This is a genomic window from Allobosea sp. BH3, from assembly GCF_025499465.1.
In the GTDB taxonomy this organism is placed as follows: domain Bacteria; phylum Pseudomonadota; class Alphaproteobacteria; order Rhizobiales; family Beijerinckiaceae; genus Allobosea.
The window spans coordinates 550,943-565,382 of the sequence record NZ_JAIMCA010000003.1 but is presented as its reverse complement, the minus strand read 5'-3'; the positions used below and the strand labels follow the sequence as shown (position 1 = coordinate 565,382).

The following is a 14,440-nucleotide window of genomic DNA, read 5'->3' as shown; positions in this document are numbered from 1 at the left end:
TGACCCAATCTCCAGTAGGGACTCGATGGACAAGCCGATCCAGCCGATCATCATCAAGAAGGTCAAGAAGGCCGCTCATGCGCACCACGGCGGCGCGTGGAAGATCGCCTATGCGGACTTCGTGACCGCCATGATGGCGTTCTTCCTGCTGATGTGGCTGATCAGCATGACGACGCAGGAGCAGAAGATCGGCCTGGCGGAATATTTCTCGCCGGAGGCTCTGAGTCCCAGCACCAGCGGCGCTGGCGCCGTTCTGATGGGCACCTCCCTGGACAAGTCGGGCAACAAGTCGTCGTCGCCCCGCGACGCGCGCGTCATCGGGCAGGAGGATGGAACGCGCCGGGCCACCTCGGGTCGCCCGGCAGCCGGCTTGCAGGCCCATCTCAGCGCCGCGGCCAGCATCCGGCAGGCGCTCCAGAACGTGCCCGAAATTACCGAGCTGTCGCGCAACATCGTGATCGAGCCGACCAAGGAGGGGTTGAACATCTCCCTCATGGACGAGTACGGCCGCGCCATGTTCCCCGAGAACTCGGTCCAGCCCTACGATCGCACCCGTCTCGTGCTGGAGGCGCTCGCGCCCGCCCTGCGCCGGCTGCCCGGCCGCCTGTCTATCACCGGCCACACGGCCGCCGCGCGCCCGGGCACGGTGCGGGCCGTCGAACCCTGGGCTCTCACCGCCGGGCGCGCGCTCGCCGTGCGCGAGATCCTGTCGGGTGCCGGGCTCCCCAACGACCGCTTCTCTTCCGTGGCGGGACGCGCCGACAGCGAGCCGGTCTTCCCCGACAATCCCGACCTCCCGGCGAACCGACGGGTGACGATCACGCTGCTCAATGGGGAGCCGCCGCTGCCGCCGGGCGTCCGTCCCTGACGACCAGGCACATCGGCAGCCTCAGAGTCCGTGTGAGATTGAGCTCAGTGGGGCCTGGCAAGGCCACGCCCTGCCGGCCGTGGCTGACGAAGAGCGTCGTGCCCTCTAAGGACGCGGGTGCGTCGGTCAGCATTTCCTTGCTGCCGATGTGGAGATGGTTGGTCAGGCCGCCCCGCACCGGGACGTTCGGCGGATCGTAGAGCGTCCTGATCCTGACGACCCAGATCATCTGCCTGCCTTCCTTTCGAGGCTTTCTTCGGCAATCGTCGATACGCATGTCGTCTCGCGCACGCGTCGCCGGCCTGAAGCGGATCAGCCTCGTGCTGACGAGCCTTGCATGGGTCTGCGCCGCGCATAGCCAACCGGGCGCCTTTGGCCCTGGCGGTGTCTACGCCAAGATCCCGATCTACGACGAGTTCGGGCGCGACCAGATTGCGATGTTCCGCGCCTGGAATCCCGATCCGGTCGGGAACCACGATGCGAAGCTGCGTGCGCTCGACCCGGTGCTCTCGGCGATCGTGAGGAGGGCGCAAGAAAGCCTTCCGGATCTGCGCTTCGTGATCGGCTCGGGCCGCAGGGACAGAGATGAGCAAGCTCAGGCGGTAGCCTGGGGATGGTCGAGAACGAGAAGTTCGGCACACCGCTCCGGACGGGCTGTCGATATCTGGCCGCTGGACGGGGAGGGGCGCGTCGTCTTCGATCCGGCCCGGCAGGTGCGGATCGCCACCGCCATGAGGAAGGCTGCCTCCGACAGCGGCGTCCGGCTTCGCTGGGGCGGCCACTTCGGGCGCTACAAGGACAATGACCGGTCGCATTTCGAGCTGGCGACGAGGCGCCAGCGCAGATGACTAGTCTGGCATAGTCCGGAAGGCTGGGCGCGATCTGCCGCCAGCGGCAAGCAAGCCCACTCAGGTCCGCAAGCCCGGCGCCTCCTGGCCGGTGCGCGCGACATATTCCGTGTAGCCGCCGCCATAGGCGTGGACGCCTTCCGGGGTCAGCTCCAGCACGCGGTTCGAGAGGGCTGCGAGGAAGTGCCGGTCGTGGCTGACGAAGAGCATCGTGCCCTCGAAGGTGGCGAGCGCCTCGACCAGCATCTCCTTGGTGGCGATGTCGAGATGGTTGGTGGGCTCGTCCAGCACGAGGAAGTTCGGCGGATCGTAGAGCATCAGCGCCATGACGAGCCGGGCCTTCTCGCCGCCGGAAAGCACGCGGCAGCGCTTCTCGACGTCGTCGCCCGAGAAGCCGAAGCAGCCGGCCAGAGCCCGTAGAGAGCCCTGGTTGGCCTGCGGGAAGGCGTCCTCCAGGGTCTCGAAGACGGTCCTGTCGCCTTCGAGAATCTCCATCGAATGCTGGGCGAAATAGCCGAGCTTGACGCCGGCGCCGAGCGTGACGATGCCGGTATCCGGCTTGGATGAGCCGGTGATCAGCCGCAGCAGCGTCGACTTGCCGGCGCCGTTGACGCCCATCACGCACCAGCGCTCGCGGCGGCGGATCTGGAAGTCGAAGCCGTCATAGATGATCTTCTCGCCATAGCGCTTGCCGACGCCCTTCAGGCCCGCCACGTCGTCGCCGGAGCGCGGCGCGGGCTGGAACTCGAACTTGACGGTCTGGCGGCGTTTCGGCGGCTCTACCCGCTCGATCTTGTCGAGCTTCTTGACCCGGCTCTGCACCTGCGCGGCATGGGAGGCGCGGGCCTTGAAGCGCTCGATGAAGGCGATCTCCTTGGCGAGCATCGCCTGCTGGCGCTCGAACTGCGCCTGCTGCTGCTTCTCGGACAGCGCGCGCTGCTGCTGGTAGAACTCGTAGTCGCCGGAATAGGTGGTGAGCGAGCCGCCGTCGATCTCGACGATCTTGCCGACGATGCGGTTCATGAAGGAGCGGTCGTGCGAGGTCATCAGCAGGGCGCCCTCATAGCCCTTGAGGAACGCCTCCAGCCAGATCAGGCTCTCGATGTCGAGATGGTTGCTCGGCTCGTCGAGCAGCATCGCGTCCGGCGCCATCAGCAGGATGCGGGCGAGCGCGACGCGCATCTTCCAGCCGCCGGAGAGCGCGCCGACATCGCCCTCGACCATCGCCGGGCTGAAGCCCAGCCCCGCCAGAACCTCGCGGGCGCGCCCGTCGAGCGCATAGCCATCGAGCTCCTCGAAGCGGCCCTGCACCTCGCCATAGCGCAGGACGATCTCCTCCATCTCGTCGGCGCGCTCGGGGTCGGCCATGGCGGCCTCCAGCGCGGCGAGCTCGGCCGCCACGGTCGAGACCGGGCCGGCGCCGTCCATCACCGCCGCGACCACGCTGATGCCGGCCATCTCGCCGACATCCTGGCTGAAATAGCCGATGGTGATGCCGCGATCGATCGAGACCTGGCCCTCGTCGGGCGCCTCCTCGCCGGTGATGAGGCGGAACAGCGTGGTCTTGCCCGCGCCGTTGGGGCCGACGAGGCCGATCTTCTCACCTTTCTGCAAGGCCGCGGAGGCCTCGATGAAGACGATCTGCTTGCCGTTCTGCTTGCTGATGTTTTCGAGCCGGATCATGGGTGTCGGGAACCGAATATGTGAACCAGAGCCCTCATCCTGAGGAGGCCCGCAGGGCCGTCTCGAAGGATGCTTCAGGAGGCCCGGGAGGCATCTGGAGCATCCTTCGAGACGCAGCCTGAAGGCTGCACCTCAGGATGAGGGCTGTGAGGGAATGGAAAGGTCTCTTAGGCCGCTTCCGCCAGATAAGCCACCGCGGCCGCCACGCCGCCGCTGCCATGCGGCACGCCCTTGGCCTGCAGCGTCATCTCGACGGCGCCGAGCGTGCCCAGCACCATCGGCGCGTTGACATGGCCCATATGGGCGATGCGGAAGGCCTTGCCGCTCAGATCGCCGATGCCGAGGCCGAGAGTTACGCCGCAGGTCTTGCGGGCATACTCCATGATCTCCGCCGTCTCGACGCCGCTGACCAGGACAGGCGTCACGGACGGCGCGCGCTGCGCCGGCTCGGGCACGTTGAAGGCGAGCGCCTGGCCCTCGGCCCAGCGCGAGACGGCGGCATGGGTCGCCCCTGCCAGCAGCTCATGGCGCTTCCACACCGCCTCCAGCCCTTCCTCGAAAATCATGTCGACCGCCGCGCGCAGGCCGAAGAGCAGATGCTCCGGCGCGGTGCCGCAATGCTTCATATAGGCGAGGGGACTCATCCGGGAGGTCCAGTCCCAGTAGAGCGTGCGCATGTTCGCGGTCTTGTGGGCGGCGAGCGCCTTCTCGTTGGCGGCCACGAAGGCGAGGCCTGGCGAGCTCATCATCCCCTTCTGAGAGGCCGACATGGCGACGTCGACGCCCCAGGCGTCCATCTCGAAGCGCATGCAGCCGACCGAGGCGACACCGTCGACCATGAACAGGGCAGGGTGCCCGGCCGCATCGAGCGCCTTGCGCACGGCCCGCACGTCGTTGAGCACGCCAGAGGCCGTGTCGATCTGCGTCATCAGCACGGCCTTGATCTCATGGCCCTTGTCGGCCCTGAGACGCGCCTCGACAGCCGCCGGATCGACCGCCGAGCGCCAGCTCCCCGGCAGCACCTCGACATCCGCACCCATGAAGGCCGCCATCTCGCCCCAGCCGACGGCGAAGCGCCCGCTGGCGAGGACGAGCACCTTGTCGCCGCGCGAGAGCACGTTGGTCAGCGCCGCCTCCCAGCCGCCATGGCCGTTGGCGGCGTAGATGAAGGTGTCGCCCTTGGTGCGGAAGACCGGCTTGAGGTCTGCGAGCAGGGAGTCGGTGAGGTTGACGATCGTCTCCGAGGCCAGCTCCTCGGCCGGGCGCATCATCGCCTGAAGCACGCGGTCTGGAATATTGGTCGGGCCAGGAATCGCCAGGAAGGCCCGGCCGTTCGCCACGGTCATCGCTAATCCTCAAGGTGGGAAAGGTCGCCTGACGCAGCCAATCGGATATATCGCGGCCGCGCGCAAGCTGTGGCGCGGCATTGCCCGCACTCCCGCCACGCATGGTGAAAGGATTGGCTGAAGCGGTGCACGTCGCCGCTGCGGGGCTTGAAACGACTTCGGGAAAAGGCCCACAAGGCCGCATCGGAGTCGTGACGACGCGGCGCCGGCCAAGTGTATGGAGCGATCATGACCGATCTTGTTCTCGCCCGCCCGTTTAGCCCGTTGCAGCCGCGAAGCCGTTCGCTCGCCTGGCAGGCCGCCGCCGTGCTCGTCGGCACGCTGCTGCTGGCTCTGTCCTCGCAGATCAAGGTGCCGATGGTGCCGGTGCCAATGACGATGCAGACCTTCGCGGTCACGCTGATCGGCGCGCTCTATGGCTGGCGCCTAGGCGCCGTGACCGTGATCGCCTGGCTGCTCGAAGGCGCCGCCGGCCTCCCGGTCTTCGCCGGCGCGACCGGAGGGCTGCGCTATATCGTTGGTCCGACCGGCGGCTACCTGATGGCCTTTCCCTTCGCCGCGGCGCTGACCGGATTCCTCGCGGAGCGCGGCTGGAACGGCCGTCGCGTCGGCCTCGCCACGCTCTCGATGTTGCTTGGCAACGGTCTCTGCCTCGTGCTCGGCACGGCTTGGCTGGCGACCTTCATCGGCGTGGAGAAGGCCATCGCCCTCGGCGCTATGCCCTTCATCCTCGGCGCGATCCTGAAGTCTGCCCTCGCGGCGGCGACGCTGAAGGCCTTCGCGCCGCGAGGCTGATCCTAAGAGAAGGAGCGGCAAGCAAGCCCGCCGCTTCTGCTCTCGCGAATCAACCGGGGAAAACCCGGTTGAAGCCTATTGAACAAAACGGGAACATGATTGATATTGACCGGGCAAGCCGATAGGGTTCGGCTCCGGTCATGTGGCCGGGTTTCGTGTTTTTAGTGCGCAGGAAGTGGAGCCTCTCATGGCTGGCAGCGTCAACAAGGTCATTCTGGTCGGCAATCTGGGGCGGGACCCCGAGGTGCGCCGGCTCGGCAGCGGCGAGCCCGTCGTCAATCTGCGGATCGCCACGTCGGAGACCTGGCGCGACAAGCAGAGCGGCGAGCGCAAGGAGCGCACCGAGTGGCACTCCGTCGTGATCTTCAACGAGAACCTGGCGAAGGTGGCGGAGCAGTATCTGAAGAAGGGCTCGAAGATCTACATCGAGGGCCAGCTTCAGACCCGGAAGTGGCAGGACCAGTCGGGCGTCGAGAAATACACGACCGAAATCGTGCTGCAGCGCTTCCGCGGCGAGCTCACCATTCTCGACAGCCGCCAGGGCGGCGGTGACGAATATAGCGAAGGCGGCGGTGGCGGCGGCTATGTCGAGGATCGCTCGGGCGGCGGCGGCTCTTCCTTCGGCCGCTCCGGTGCGATGGGCGGCGGCGGCTCGCGCCAGCCGGCCATGTCGGGCAGCGGCGGTGGAAGCGGTGGCGGCGGCGGTCGCTCCTCGTCCAGCCATCTCGACGACGATATTCCGTTCTAGGCACGACCTCCATCGCAATAGTAAAGTTATTGACCTTAAGGCGTTGTTATACAACGCCTTTTTTCTTTACAAATGGAGTTGCGCCAATCAACGCTCGTTTTAGACAGTGTGGAAAACTCACATTTGTAAAAAAAGCGCAGTAGGTCTCCCGCTTGGCGGGTTGGAAGCGGCGTTTAGGATTCGCGTGCAACGGGCCCGGCGCGTGCGCTGCTTGCCTCGGCGGATAGGAGTTGTGCATGGGCGGAGCGGCGCGCCCCTCAATAGCGCCGTAGCCGCTCCGCCTGTGTGCAACTCCGGATTAGAAGGAAATGCCCGAGGGCGTCATCAGGCGCGCGTTCCTGCGGGTGGTACAGCTAGTGTGGGAAAGCATTCTGGCCTTCGCCTTCCGCGCGCTCATCGCTCGAGATCATTCCTCGAAACTCGTCACTCGAAAGCCGCCGCCTCACCAGTAACTCGTTGCTGACCTTCAGCAAGGGCCCCCGACGGGCTTCGATGATCGCGCAGGCTCTGGCCATCTCCCCCGCAAGGGTCTTGTCGACCTTTGACCGCAAGTCGCCGGACAGTCGGAGAGCGGACATCAGATCAGCCTCGCGATCCTCCGCGATGAACGACATCCCGGCCCCGAGACCGAACGACGCCTCGAGCCGAACCGCGGCAAGGGTGGCCCGATGCAGATCGCTATCCCGGGCGCCGCCGCCCGACGATGATCGAGCGCCGAGCAACACTTCCTCCGCAGCCATGCCGCCGAGCAGTCCGCAGATATCGTCGCGAATCGTGGCGGCGGTCGACGCCCGCGGCTCAATGCCTGTCATCTGAATGAACCCCAGCGGCTGGTAGCCGTCCGCTCCCTCCGACACGTCGTACAGCTCCAGCGCCTCGAACGGGTGCCCGAAAGAGAGGAACGCGATGGCGTGACCGCACTCGTGGATCGCGGCCCGTCGCAGCAGTTCTTCCGGAATGGCGATCCGCTTCGGCAGCGACGCTTCCAGGTCCGATGACGACACGGGTCTACGCCCGCGCCTGGCGACGCGACGGGCCTCGCGAACCAGCTTCTCCAAGCCGGCGCCGCTCCACCCCTCCGTCCGCCGGACGACCTGGCTGACATCGTGATCGGCCAGGTCCCCGGCGAGATGCAACCGGATGATCCCTTCACGGGCGGCGCCATCGGGCAGCGGGATCCTGACATGCCTGTCGAGCCTTCCGGGCCTGACGAGGGCCGGGTCGAGCTTGTGAGGATGATTGCAGGCGCCGACGACGATGACGCCGTCACGCCCGTCGACGCCGTCGATGCACTCCAACAGAGCGGCCACGACCTCCGTGTTGTACTGCGCGCTGTGGCCGCGGAAATCCTCCCGCGAGCCGACGGCATCGACCTCGTCAATAAACACGATCGCGGGGGCGCGCTGCTTCGCCTCTTCGAAGGCGGCTCGCATGGCCTTCAACATGTCTCCGAGGTGCCCGCGAGCTTGCCACCTTGCGATCGAACCGACGACGAGATGAGCTCCACAGGTCGTGGCCAGGGCCATAGCAAAGGTCGTTTTCCCGACACCCGGTGGGCCGCTTAGCAGGATGCCACGGTCGACGTCGCCCCATGCGATCCTGCCGGCTTGCCAATCCTTCAGGTCGGTGGCGAGCTCGCGTGCCCAGGTTGCCGCCTCGCCGAAACCGTGGAGGGCCTCGACGCCGACTTGACCGGCCTCGGGCTTCTCCTGCTTACGCATCATGATCCGGACCATCTCGGCCGACCGTTCCACGGGCCGACCGCGTCGAACCGTCGCCGCGATCAGGTCGAGCGGCATGCCCGCGACTTCGCGCGCCAGGTTCTCGCCGATGTGCTGCTTCAGGCAGAGACGGGCCGCGGCCACAACGTGACCGACCTCGGGCGGGCCGAGGGTGATGACGGCATCCGCCACCGCGAGGCCCTTCTCATGAACGTCCGACCGGTTCCTCGCGAGCACGACGAGGCGGTCGTAATTGACCAACCCTTCGAGGGTTAGCCGTTCCTTGCGGCTCCAGTCCTTGTCAGCGATCAGATAGTTCGTCTTCTCGAAGTCGAAGCGCGACCGCGGTTCAGGCTCCGCGAAAGCGAACAGCGCAGCTTCCTTGTACTGGTCGATGTTCCCTTCCGGGGGCAGCACGACGACGATCGCGAACGAGCCATGGGAGTCTACATAGGGTCGGCAATGCCGGATCAGATCGCAGTACGCCAGGAAACGAGATACGGACCGCGTGAGCTTCCTGCGTTCCTGCTTGGCGAGGGAACCCCATTTCATGGTTGTCGACGTCCCGTCTTCGGATCGGTTAGCGGTGCGAGGATGATGGCCGACTGAATGTCGGGGTCAGGTCTGGTCATCCTCGGAGCGGCGTGGCAGCGGCCCGCGCCGCATCGGATGAGGTTCACGTGGCGCCAGTCGCGCGCCCTTGACCGGTTCGAACCCGATCTCCGCCAGGGCCTCGCCGAACGACTTCGGCTTGGTGACCAGCTCGATGAGGGCCATCAGCTCGGCCAAGGACAGGGTGACGTTCACCCCCTCGGAGGCGGAGGCATCATCCGAGTCGTGAGGGTCCTTTCCCCGGCCGAGTTCACGCAAGGCCGCCAGCGTGGCTTTGCGGTCACCGCGAAGGACGGCCGCACGAATTTGGCCCATGATATTCTTGTCCATACGATGCTTTCCCAAGGATCGGTTGCGATTACGAACACTCGGCTGACCCGCTCGGATTCAGGAACCGGATGTGTCTCGGGTCGGATCGCTTTCGATCCAGGAACTGCCCGTCGACCGGAGAACGGCCTGCGCGATCACCGCCGCTTCGTGAGCCAGTTGCCGTTCCGAGTTGACCGCCCCGTCGATGAGGAGCGGGCCGAGACCCAGGATGACGTCCGATATCCCGCGCGGGACAATGTGCCGCGCCGCGGGCAACATCGCTGCGGCAGCGCGAGCGGCCTCGCGCTTGAGCAGACGCTGATAGTCGGCCTGTCTCAGGACCGACGGCCATCCGACCGGCACGACGAAGACGTTCCTGCTACCGAAGGGTGACCGTCTCGCCGCGAGCCACGCGAAGTCCTGGGCCGATCGCTTGAGTTCGGGCCGATGTGTCGCCATCGGCAGCAGGAGGTTGCAGTGCCGGTGGCCGAGCAGCCTCGTCGGAACGTCTCTACCGGGCAGGTCGACGACGACCGGGCCGAGATCGCCATGGGCCAATGCCCGCTGAAGTATACCGGAGCCGGTCGGTCCGGCATCGCCAGGGGCCAGCGCGAGGCTCGTGAAGGGGGCGTGCTCGGGCCTCGATAGGACGGGGGCGGCGTCCTCGTCGTCCAGCACCTGGATGTGCAATGGCTTCAATCCGCGCCGGGCCAAGCCGAGAGCGAGCACCAGGCTGACACTCGTCCGCGCGATCTGATCACCCGATCCGGCAAGGGCGAAAATCTCCATCGATCGTGTCTCCGGGCACTTGTCTGGCGAGCGATTCGTCGGAGCGCCGCAGCCCGATCGAGGATTCGATATATAGCGGATGCCCATATATAGGCAAGTGAGTCCGCATATAGGCATTCAAGCCGATGGGAGGGCATTCCATCGATGCTCTGGATTTCAGGATTCGTGCGTGTCATCCCCTCCGGATGCTTGCCAGCGCTAAGCTCTTGAAAGCGGCGAGAATTGCGATGGGCGCGAGCCTGGAAACGATCGCGGCCGACGCGGCATTGCATGCCCGCACGGTAGGTAGGATCGAGGCTGCGGAATCCCGCCCATCACGCGGTGCCGTCGCGGTGCAGGCGGCGTTGGAAGCCAAGGGAATCGAATTCCTCAAAGCATCGGATGGTCGGGTGGTCGGATTTCGCATGCCTCCGGAAGCGGGCGAAAGCGGTCAAAGGCCTACGAGGCTGGCTTTCGCCGCCCTGATAAAACCCGCCAGGCTCGCTCTCCAACTCAGCCTCGATGAGGTGGCAGCTCGGGCCGGGGTCCATCCCAGAACCGTCGCGCGAGTCGAGAGCCGAGCGCCGAACGCCGAGGCCACTGTCGCCAGCGTGGCCGTCCGGGATGCCCTTCAGTCACTCGGCATCGAATTCCTGTCGCCCTCGGATGTCAGAGGAGAGGGATTTCGATTGCGGATGACGGATAACTGATCGGGTGACGCCGGTCGCGCGGCAAGGAATCGTTTATTTGACGTAAGCCTGAGGTTCGTTTCGCCGCCGCCGACCGGTGGCGACGTTTTGATTACCGTCGGTCGAAAGAGCGGCTCGCACCGCAATGGATCCTTCCCCTTGCAAGGAAGCCCTTGCCTGTTGACACTCCCACCGGGGGGGAATGACGAAATGGGCGAGATCAATCTGAGCATCCGGGAGAAGGATGCCCTCAAATCCGTCGATCGGAACGCATTGGGCAAGACGATCGACCGGGCGCTCGACGGGGAATCCCTGGCGGATTTTCACCGGATGCGACTGGCGGATTGCGGGCCTTACGTGGCGGGCAAGTTGAGCGCGTTCGAAACCGCCATCCGGAGATACCGGGACGCGAAGTCTGCCCGCAAGGTCTCCGAGACGCGCGAGAGCGCCGTTCGCGCGGGATACACCCTCTCGAACGCCTTCGCCGCCATGGTCGACCGGATGAAGACCGAGGAGCGCTTCGACGAGTTGTTTCACGTCGATGATGATAATTTCCGCCCGCATCATCATCACCCGGACATCGACATCAAGGTTTCGTTCCGCTGGCGGAAGACCGTTGACGAGGCCTGGACTTACGGGGCCATTACATTCAGCCACACCTACAGGGCACGTTCGCGATACGGCGATTCCGCTCCCAAGCGGAAGCCAAGCGCAGCGAAGCGGGAGGCGGCCTTGCAGGAGGAAATCGCCCGCGAGTGGAAGCATCTTTACAAGACGGCACTCTACACCGTTCGCGACTACTTCCAGGCCGGTGGTGACGGGAGCACGATCCCGAAGACGTTCAGGGCCGTCACCGATTCCCAGGGCTCCCTAAACAACTTCAGTGCCCGGTGGTGGCAGGAAAAGCCGAAGGATCCGGACTAGGGGCGTTTTGCGGCATTCGCGGATGTCCTGCATGGCGTCTGGATGTTCGAGACGGCGAGACGTTGGGCGGAGGCCATGAAACAGGACGCGATAGCCTTACCGCTGGCGGTGCTGACCGTCATACGCCTCGGCCGTCCTAGGTCGTGGCCGCTTTCGTCGCGGCCTATTGCGCTCAGCCCGATCGACTCCATTCTCGTACCCGTCCAACTCGGTCATCCTTTCGACAATTGAACGGAACATAAAGAGAACAAACTCTCATGCGATCAACAGCTTCATTTGCGACGCGCCCGGCCTTCCATTGCGTCAGGCTAAGCCCTGCCCGAAGCTGCGCAAAAATCGATGGACGGGTGAGAGTCACCGACAAGGGGCTCGCCGGGGGGATGGCATGGGTTTTCTATCGGACGAAGAAAAGGATGCACTCCAGATCCGGCGAATGATCTTCCATGTCGTCGGCAAGACGCTGGAGGATCCCATCCTGTTAGCGGAGATCACGCCGCCTCAACACGCCGATTTCTTCGTCGATCGGGTCAGATCCGCCCTGAGGGGGAATCTATTCGAGTTCCGCCCCCGATCGGACGCCGAACGCATGCTCCGGGAGATCAAGGGCAATGCCGATGCGTTCGCGGAGCAGAGTCAGGGATTGGCACAGGCATTCCAGGACCAGCATTCCAAGGTGACGAGCGTCGGCGTGTTCTTCGTCTTCGAACTGGGCGTCGGCGGAGCCGATCCGATCTATGCCCTGATCAAGTATGACAACGAGGACGTGGTCCGGTACATCCTCAGGAACGGGGACGAGCCGCAGGCGCCGCGACTCGAACGATTCCAGGAGACGTTCGTCCGCAAGCCCGAAGCCATGCAGAAGATCGCTTTGGTTCGCCTCGACGCCGAAACGGGCGGTCACCTGATGGTCCGGGATCGCAGCAACACCGCCCACATTTCCGATTACTTCGAGCGTTTCCTCAAGGTCCGGCGCGTCAACTCGCCTGACGAGATGAGCGGGAAGCTCGTCGAGGCGTTCAAGGCCACCTTCAAGGAACACAAAGGCGGCTTACCCGAAGAGATCCAGCGCAGCGGCGTCAACCGAATCTATGAGGTCATGCGGCAAGGGCACCGCTTCGATCCCGAGGACCTCGAACCGATTCTCACGGCCATCTTCGGCCAGGTCGCGGAGGACGCGCCGCTTCGCAGGACGCTGACACGCAACCTCAAGCAGCACGGGGTTTCCGAGGAAACCTTCGACATCAATCCCGATAGGGTGCAGAAGCCGCGCAGGCGGCGCCTTGAAACCGACGAGGGCACGCAGATTCTCTACGACGAGGATCACGCTCCCAGCGTGCGGCCGCGGCCGGATGGCCGCAAGGAGATTGTGATCGTCACCACCGGCGTGAAGAGCGACGATGTCGATAGCGACACGGGTACACGACGCCGTTGAGGCCAGTCGTGCGGTCGCCGATCTCGGGATCGGCGAGGATCCGGGTAGGCTCAGCCTAGCGGGGTCGCTGACGCGCGCCGCGCTCGATGCCTGGCAAGCCGTATCCGACGAAGCTCCCGACTGGCTGTCGTTCTCCTTCATCGACCCGGCGGACGATCGGATCCTTCCCCGGGACGCCATCGCGGGGGAGCGCGCCCGCATCACCATCACGTTCGCGTCGAACGCGAACATGCCCCATCTGTTCACCCGGGAGGGTTGGCGATCCTTCCTTCTGGAGGACGCAAGGGTGTCATCGGCAACGTCGGTTCGGCTTGCCTTCGACGCTGCGCGTTTCCGAACCCGCGCCTTCGACGTGGCCCCGTGGGAAGGGGTGCTTGCCGTCGGGCTCGCCGCTCCGCCGCCACGGGATAGCAGTCCGAGACGGCAGGTCCGGTCGCAATCGTCCGTTCTGATGGCGCCGACCCGGATCGAGCCTTGGCTGGTGGACGGGGACAATAGCCAGGGTACGGCGTGGGAGATTTGGGAAGACGTCGCCAGCGCAATGATTTCGCGATCGCTTCCTAACGAGCTCTATGTCGAAGCAGGTGAGGAGCGGGTCAGTCTAGTGGGGCAACCACCCCGGCGACTCGAACTCGGCCGATTCAGCGATGGCGATGTTCCGTTCACGGCCCTCCAAGACGCGGCGTGCTGGGTCTACACGGAGGGGACGGACGTCGAGGTGCGCCATACCTTTCTCTCGGCCGAGTTGGCACGGGAATGGCCCGCCCGCAAATCGTTCTCAAGCGGTCTTTCGGGCAAGTTGGCGTCATCGCTCGATTCCGCGCGACTGCTCTACAAGGCGCATCTCCGGGCTGGCAGCAAGGACACCCTGAAGGCCCTTGCTGATCTCCGGAAGACATTGGCCGATGACGTCCAGAAGCTCGTCCAGCAGGCGCGCGACCTGTCGAGCGCCGTGTGGCGCGATGTTGCCGTCGCCATCGGCGTCATGGCGGTGCGCTTCGGTCTCGACGCCGCCAAGACGGTGCCGTCCTCCTTCGCCTTCTCGACGATCTACCTGTTGGTAGCGGCCTATTTCATTGCGTCGTTCTGGCTCACAGTCACGATCAACCGACGCTTCCTCTCTTCGCTCGAACAGAGCCGAGCCGCGTGGCGGACCAAGCTTTATGCTTTTCTCGACGATGACGACTACCGTGAACTCGCGGGGACGCCGCTGTCCGCCGCGATCGAAGACTATCGGGTGACCGAGCGCCGCGCGCGCCGCGTTGTCTCCATTGTCGTGCTGCTGCTCGTGCTCGCGACGCTGGTCGAGGCAGGATACGTCGATCCATCCTTGGTCATGACATGGACAGGAGCAAAGCTCGTACAGATCTGGGAGGCTGGTTGCGCTCTGCTCCGATCCCTTGCCGTTGTCTGATGGCGGGCCTCGTAAGCGTGGCGGTCGGCCTGATCACCGCCCTCCATCACGTGGAGGAGATTGTCGCCCGCGGCCTTGCCGACCTCGTTGCCCTTGTTGACGAGCTGCTGCTCGACTCGCATTGAGTGCCCCGCGCCCGTGCTAAGCTCCCGGAACTGGGGCTTCGCGCCCCCGACCGCCAGAATTCGGCTGGTGGTTCGAGCGTCGCGAGCGCATGCTCTCGCTTATGGCGTAGGCCGCTTAGACCCGCGCGCCAGAAGCCAGGTGTTGAAGAAGACCACGT

General features: G+C 65.1%; 15 protein-coding genes. 9 read left to right on the top strand and 6 right to left on the bottom strand.

Annotated elements, in window-relative coordinates:
• Positions 1-25: 25 nt before the first annotated feature.
• On the top strand, positions 26-868 hold the full coding sequence (locus tag BoBH3_RS11540) for a flagellar motor protein MotB (protein ID WP_262330929.1): 843 nt from the start codon (positions 26-28) through the stop codon (positions 866-868).
• Here the strand turns inward: BoBH3_RS11540 and BoBH3_RS11535 are convergent.
• Positions 828-1,097 (bottom strand): hypothetical protein, encoded by a 270-nt coding sequence (locus BoBH3_RS11535; RefSeq protein WP_262330928.1) that lies wholly within the window; start codon positions 1,095-1,097, stop codon positions 828-830. The two genes, BoBH3_RS11540 and BoBH3_RS11535, sit on opposite strands and share 41 nt — an antisense overlap.
• Before the next feature lie 46 nt (positions 1,098-1,143).
• On the opposite strand from BoBH3_RS11535, the gene BoBH3_RS11530 reads away from it, so the two are divergent.
• Entirely contained in the window at positions 1,144-1,716 is a 573-nt protein-coding gene (locus tag BoBH3_RS11530; protein ID WP_262330927.1) for a M15 family metallopeptidase, read from the top strand.
• Between the two features lie 60 nt (positions 1,717-1,776).
• Here the strand turns inward: BoBH3_RS11530 and BoBH3_RS11525 are convergent, their stop codons facing one another.
• Both BoBH3_RS11525 and BoBH3_RS11520 read right to left on the bottom strand, forming a co-directional pair.
• Positions 1,777-3,399, bottom strand: a complete 1,623-nt coding sequence (locus tag BoBH3_RS11525) for an ABC-F family ATP-binding cassette domain-containing protein (RefSeq protein ID WP_262330926.1) — start codon at positions 3,397-3,399, stop codon at positions 1,777-1,779.
• A 167-nt stretch (positions 3,400-3,566) separates the two neighbouring features.
• Positions 3,567-4,745, bottom strand: a complete 1,179-nt coding sequence (locus BoBH3_RS11520) for a pyridoxal-phosphate-dependent aminotransferase family protein (protein WP_262330925.1) — start codon at positions 4,743-4,745, stop codon at positions 3,567-3,569.
• A gap of 228 nt (positions 4,746-4,973) precedes the next feature.
• On the opposite strand from BoBH3_RS11520, the gene BoBH3_RS11515 reads away from it, so the two are divergent.
• Positions 4,974-5,540 carry a biotin transporter BioY gene (locus BoBH3_RS11515; protein WP_262330924.1) on the top strand — a complete coding sequence of 189 codons (567 nt, stop codon included), beginning with the start codon at positions 4,974-4,976 and terminating at the stop codon, positions 5,538-5,540.
• Between the two features lie 187 nt (positions 5,541-5,727).
• Positions 5,728-6,288 carry a single-stranded DNA-binding protein gene (ssb, locus tag BoBH3_RS11510; RefSeq protein WP_262330923.1) on the top strand — a complete coding sequence of 187 codons (561 nt, stop codon included), beginning with the start codon at positions 5,728-5,730 and terminating at the stop codon, positions 6,286-6,288.
• 353 nt (positions 6,289-6,641) lie between these two features.
• Here ssb and BoBH3_RS11505 read toward each other — a convergent pair whose 3' ends face one another.
• The 3 genes from BoBH3_RS11505 to BoBH3_RS11495 form a co-directional block, all read right to left on the bottom strand.
• Complete coding sequence (locus BoBH3_RS11505; protein ID WP_262330922.1) at positions 6,642-8,561, bottom strand: AAA family ATPase; 1,920 nt, start codon at positions 8,559-8,561, stop codon at positions 6,642-6,644.
• Between the two features lie 66 nt (positions 8,562-8,627).
• On the bottom strand, positions 8,628-8,951 hold the full coding sequence (locus tag BoBH3_RS11500) for a hypothetical protein (RefSeq protein WP_262330921.1): 324 nt from the start codon (positions 8,949-8,951) through the stop codon (positions 8,628-8,630).
• 57 nt (positions 8,952-9,008) lie between these two features.
• A complete protein-coding gene (locus BoBH3_RS11495) occupies positions 9,009-9,719 on the bottom strand; it encodes a hypothetical protein (protein ID WP_262330920.1) in 711 nt (236 codons plus the stop codon).
• A 227-nt stretch (positions 9,720-9,946) separates the two neighbouring features.
• Between BoBH3_RS11495 and BoBH3_RS11490 the strand changes: the two genes are divergently transcribed.
• The 5 genes from BoBH3_RS11490 to BoBH3_RS11470 all read left to right on the top strand — a co-directional run bounded on the left by BoBH3_RS11490 (position 9,947) and on the right by BoBH3_RS11470 (position 14,282).
• On the top strand, positions 9,947-10,408 hold the full coding sequence (locus BoBH3_RS11490; RefSeq protein ID WP_262330919.1) for a helix-turn-helix domain-containing protein: 462 nt from the start codon (positions 9,947-9,949) through the stop codon (positions 10,406-10,408).
• 189 nt (positions 10,409-10,597) lie between these two features.
• Positions 10,598-11,311, top strand: a complete 714-nt coding sequence (locus BoBH3_RS11485; RefSeq protein WP_262330918.1) for a hypothetical protein — start codon at positions 10,598-10,600, stop codon at positions 11,309-11,311.
• Positions 11,312-11,696: 385 nt separating this feature from the next.
• Entirely contained in the window at positions 11,697-12,743 is a 1,047-nt protein-coding gene (locus BoBH3_RS11480; protein WP_262330917.1) for a nucleoid-associated protein, read from the top strand.
• A complete protein-coding gene (locus tag BoBH3_RS11475; protein ID WP_262330916.1) occupies positions 12,709-14,157 on the top strand; it encodes a hypothetical protein in 1,449 nt (482 codons plus the stop codon). The genes BoBH3_RS11480 and BoBH3_RS11475 overlap by 35 nt, the downstream gene beginning before the upstream one ends.
• Positions 14,157-14,282, top strand: coding sequence for a hypothetical protein (locus BoBH3_RS11470; RefSeq protein WP_262330915.1), 126 nt, complete (start codon positions 14,157-14,159; stop codon positions 14,280-14,282). The genes BoBH3_RS11475 and BoBH3_RS11470 overlap by 1 nt, the downstream gene beginning before the upstream one ends.
• The last annotated feature ends 158 nt before the right edge of the window (positions 14,283-14,440 follow it).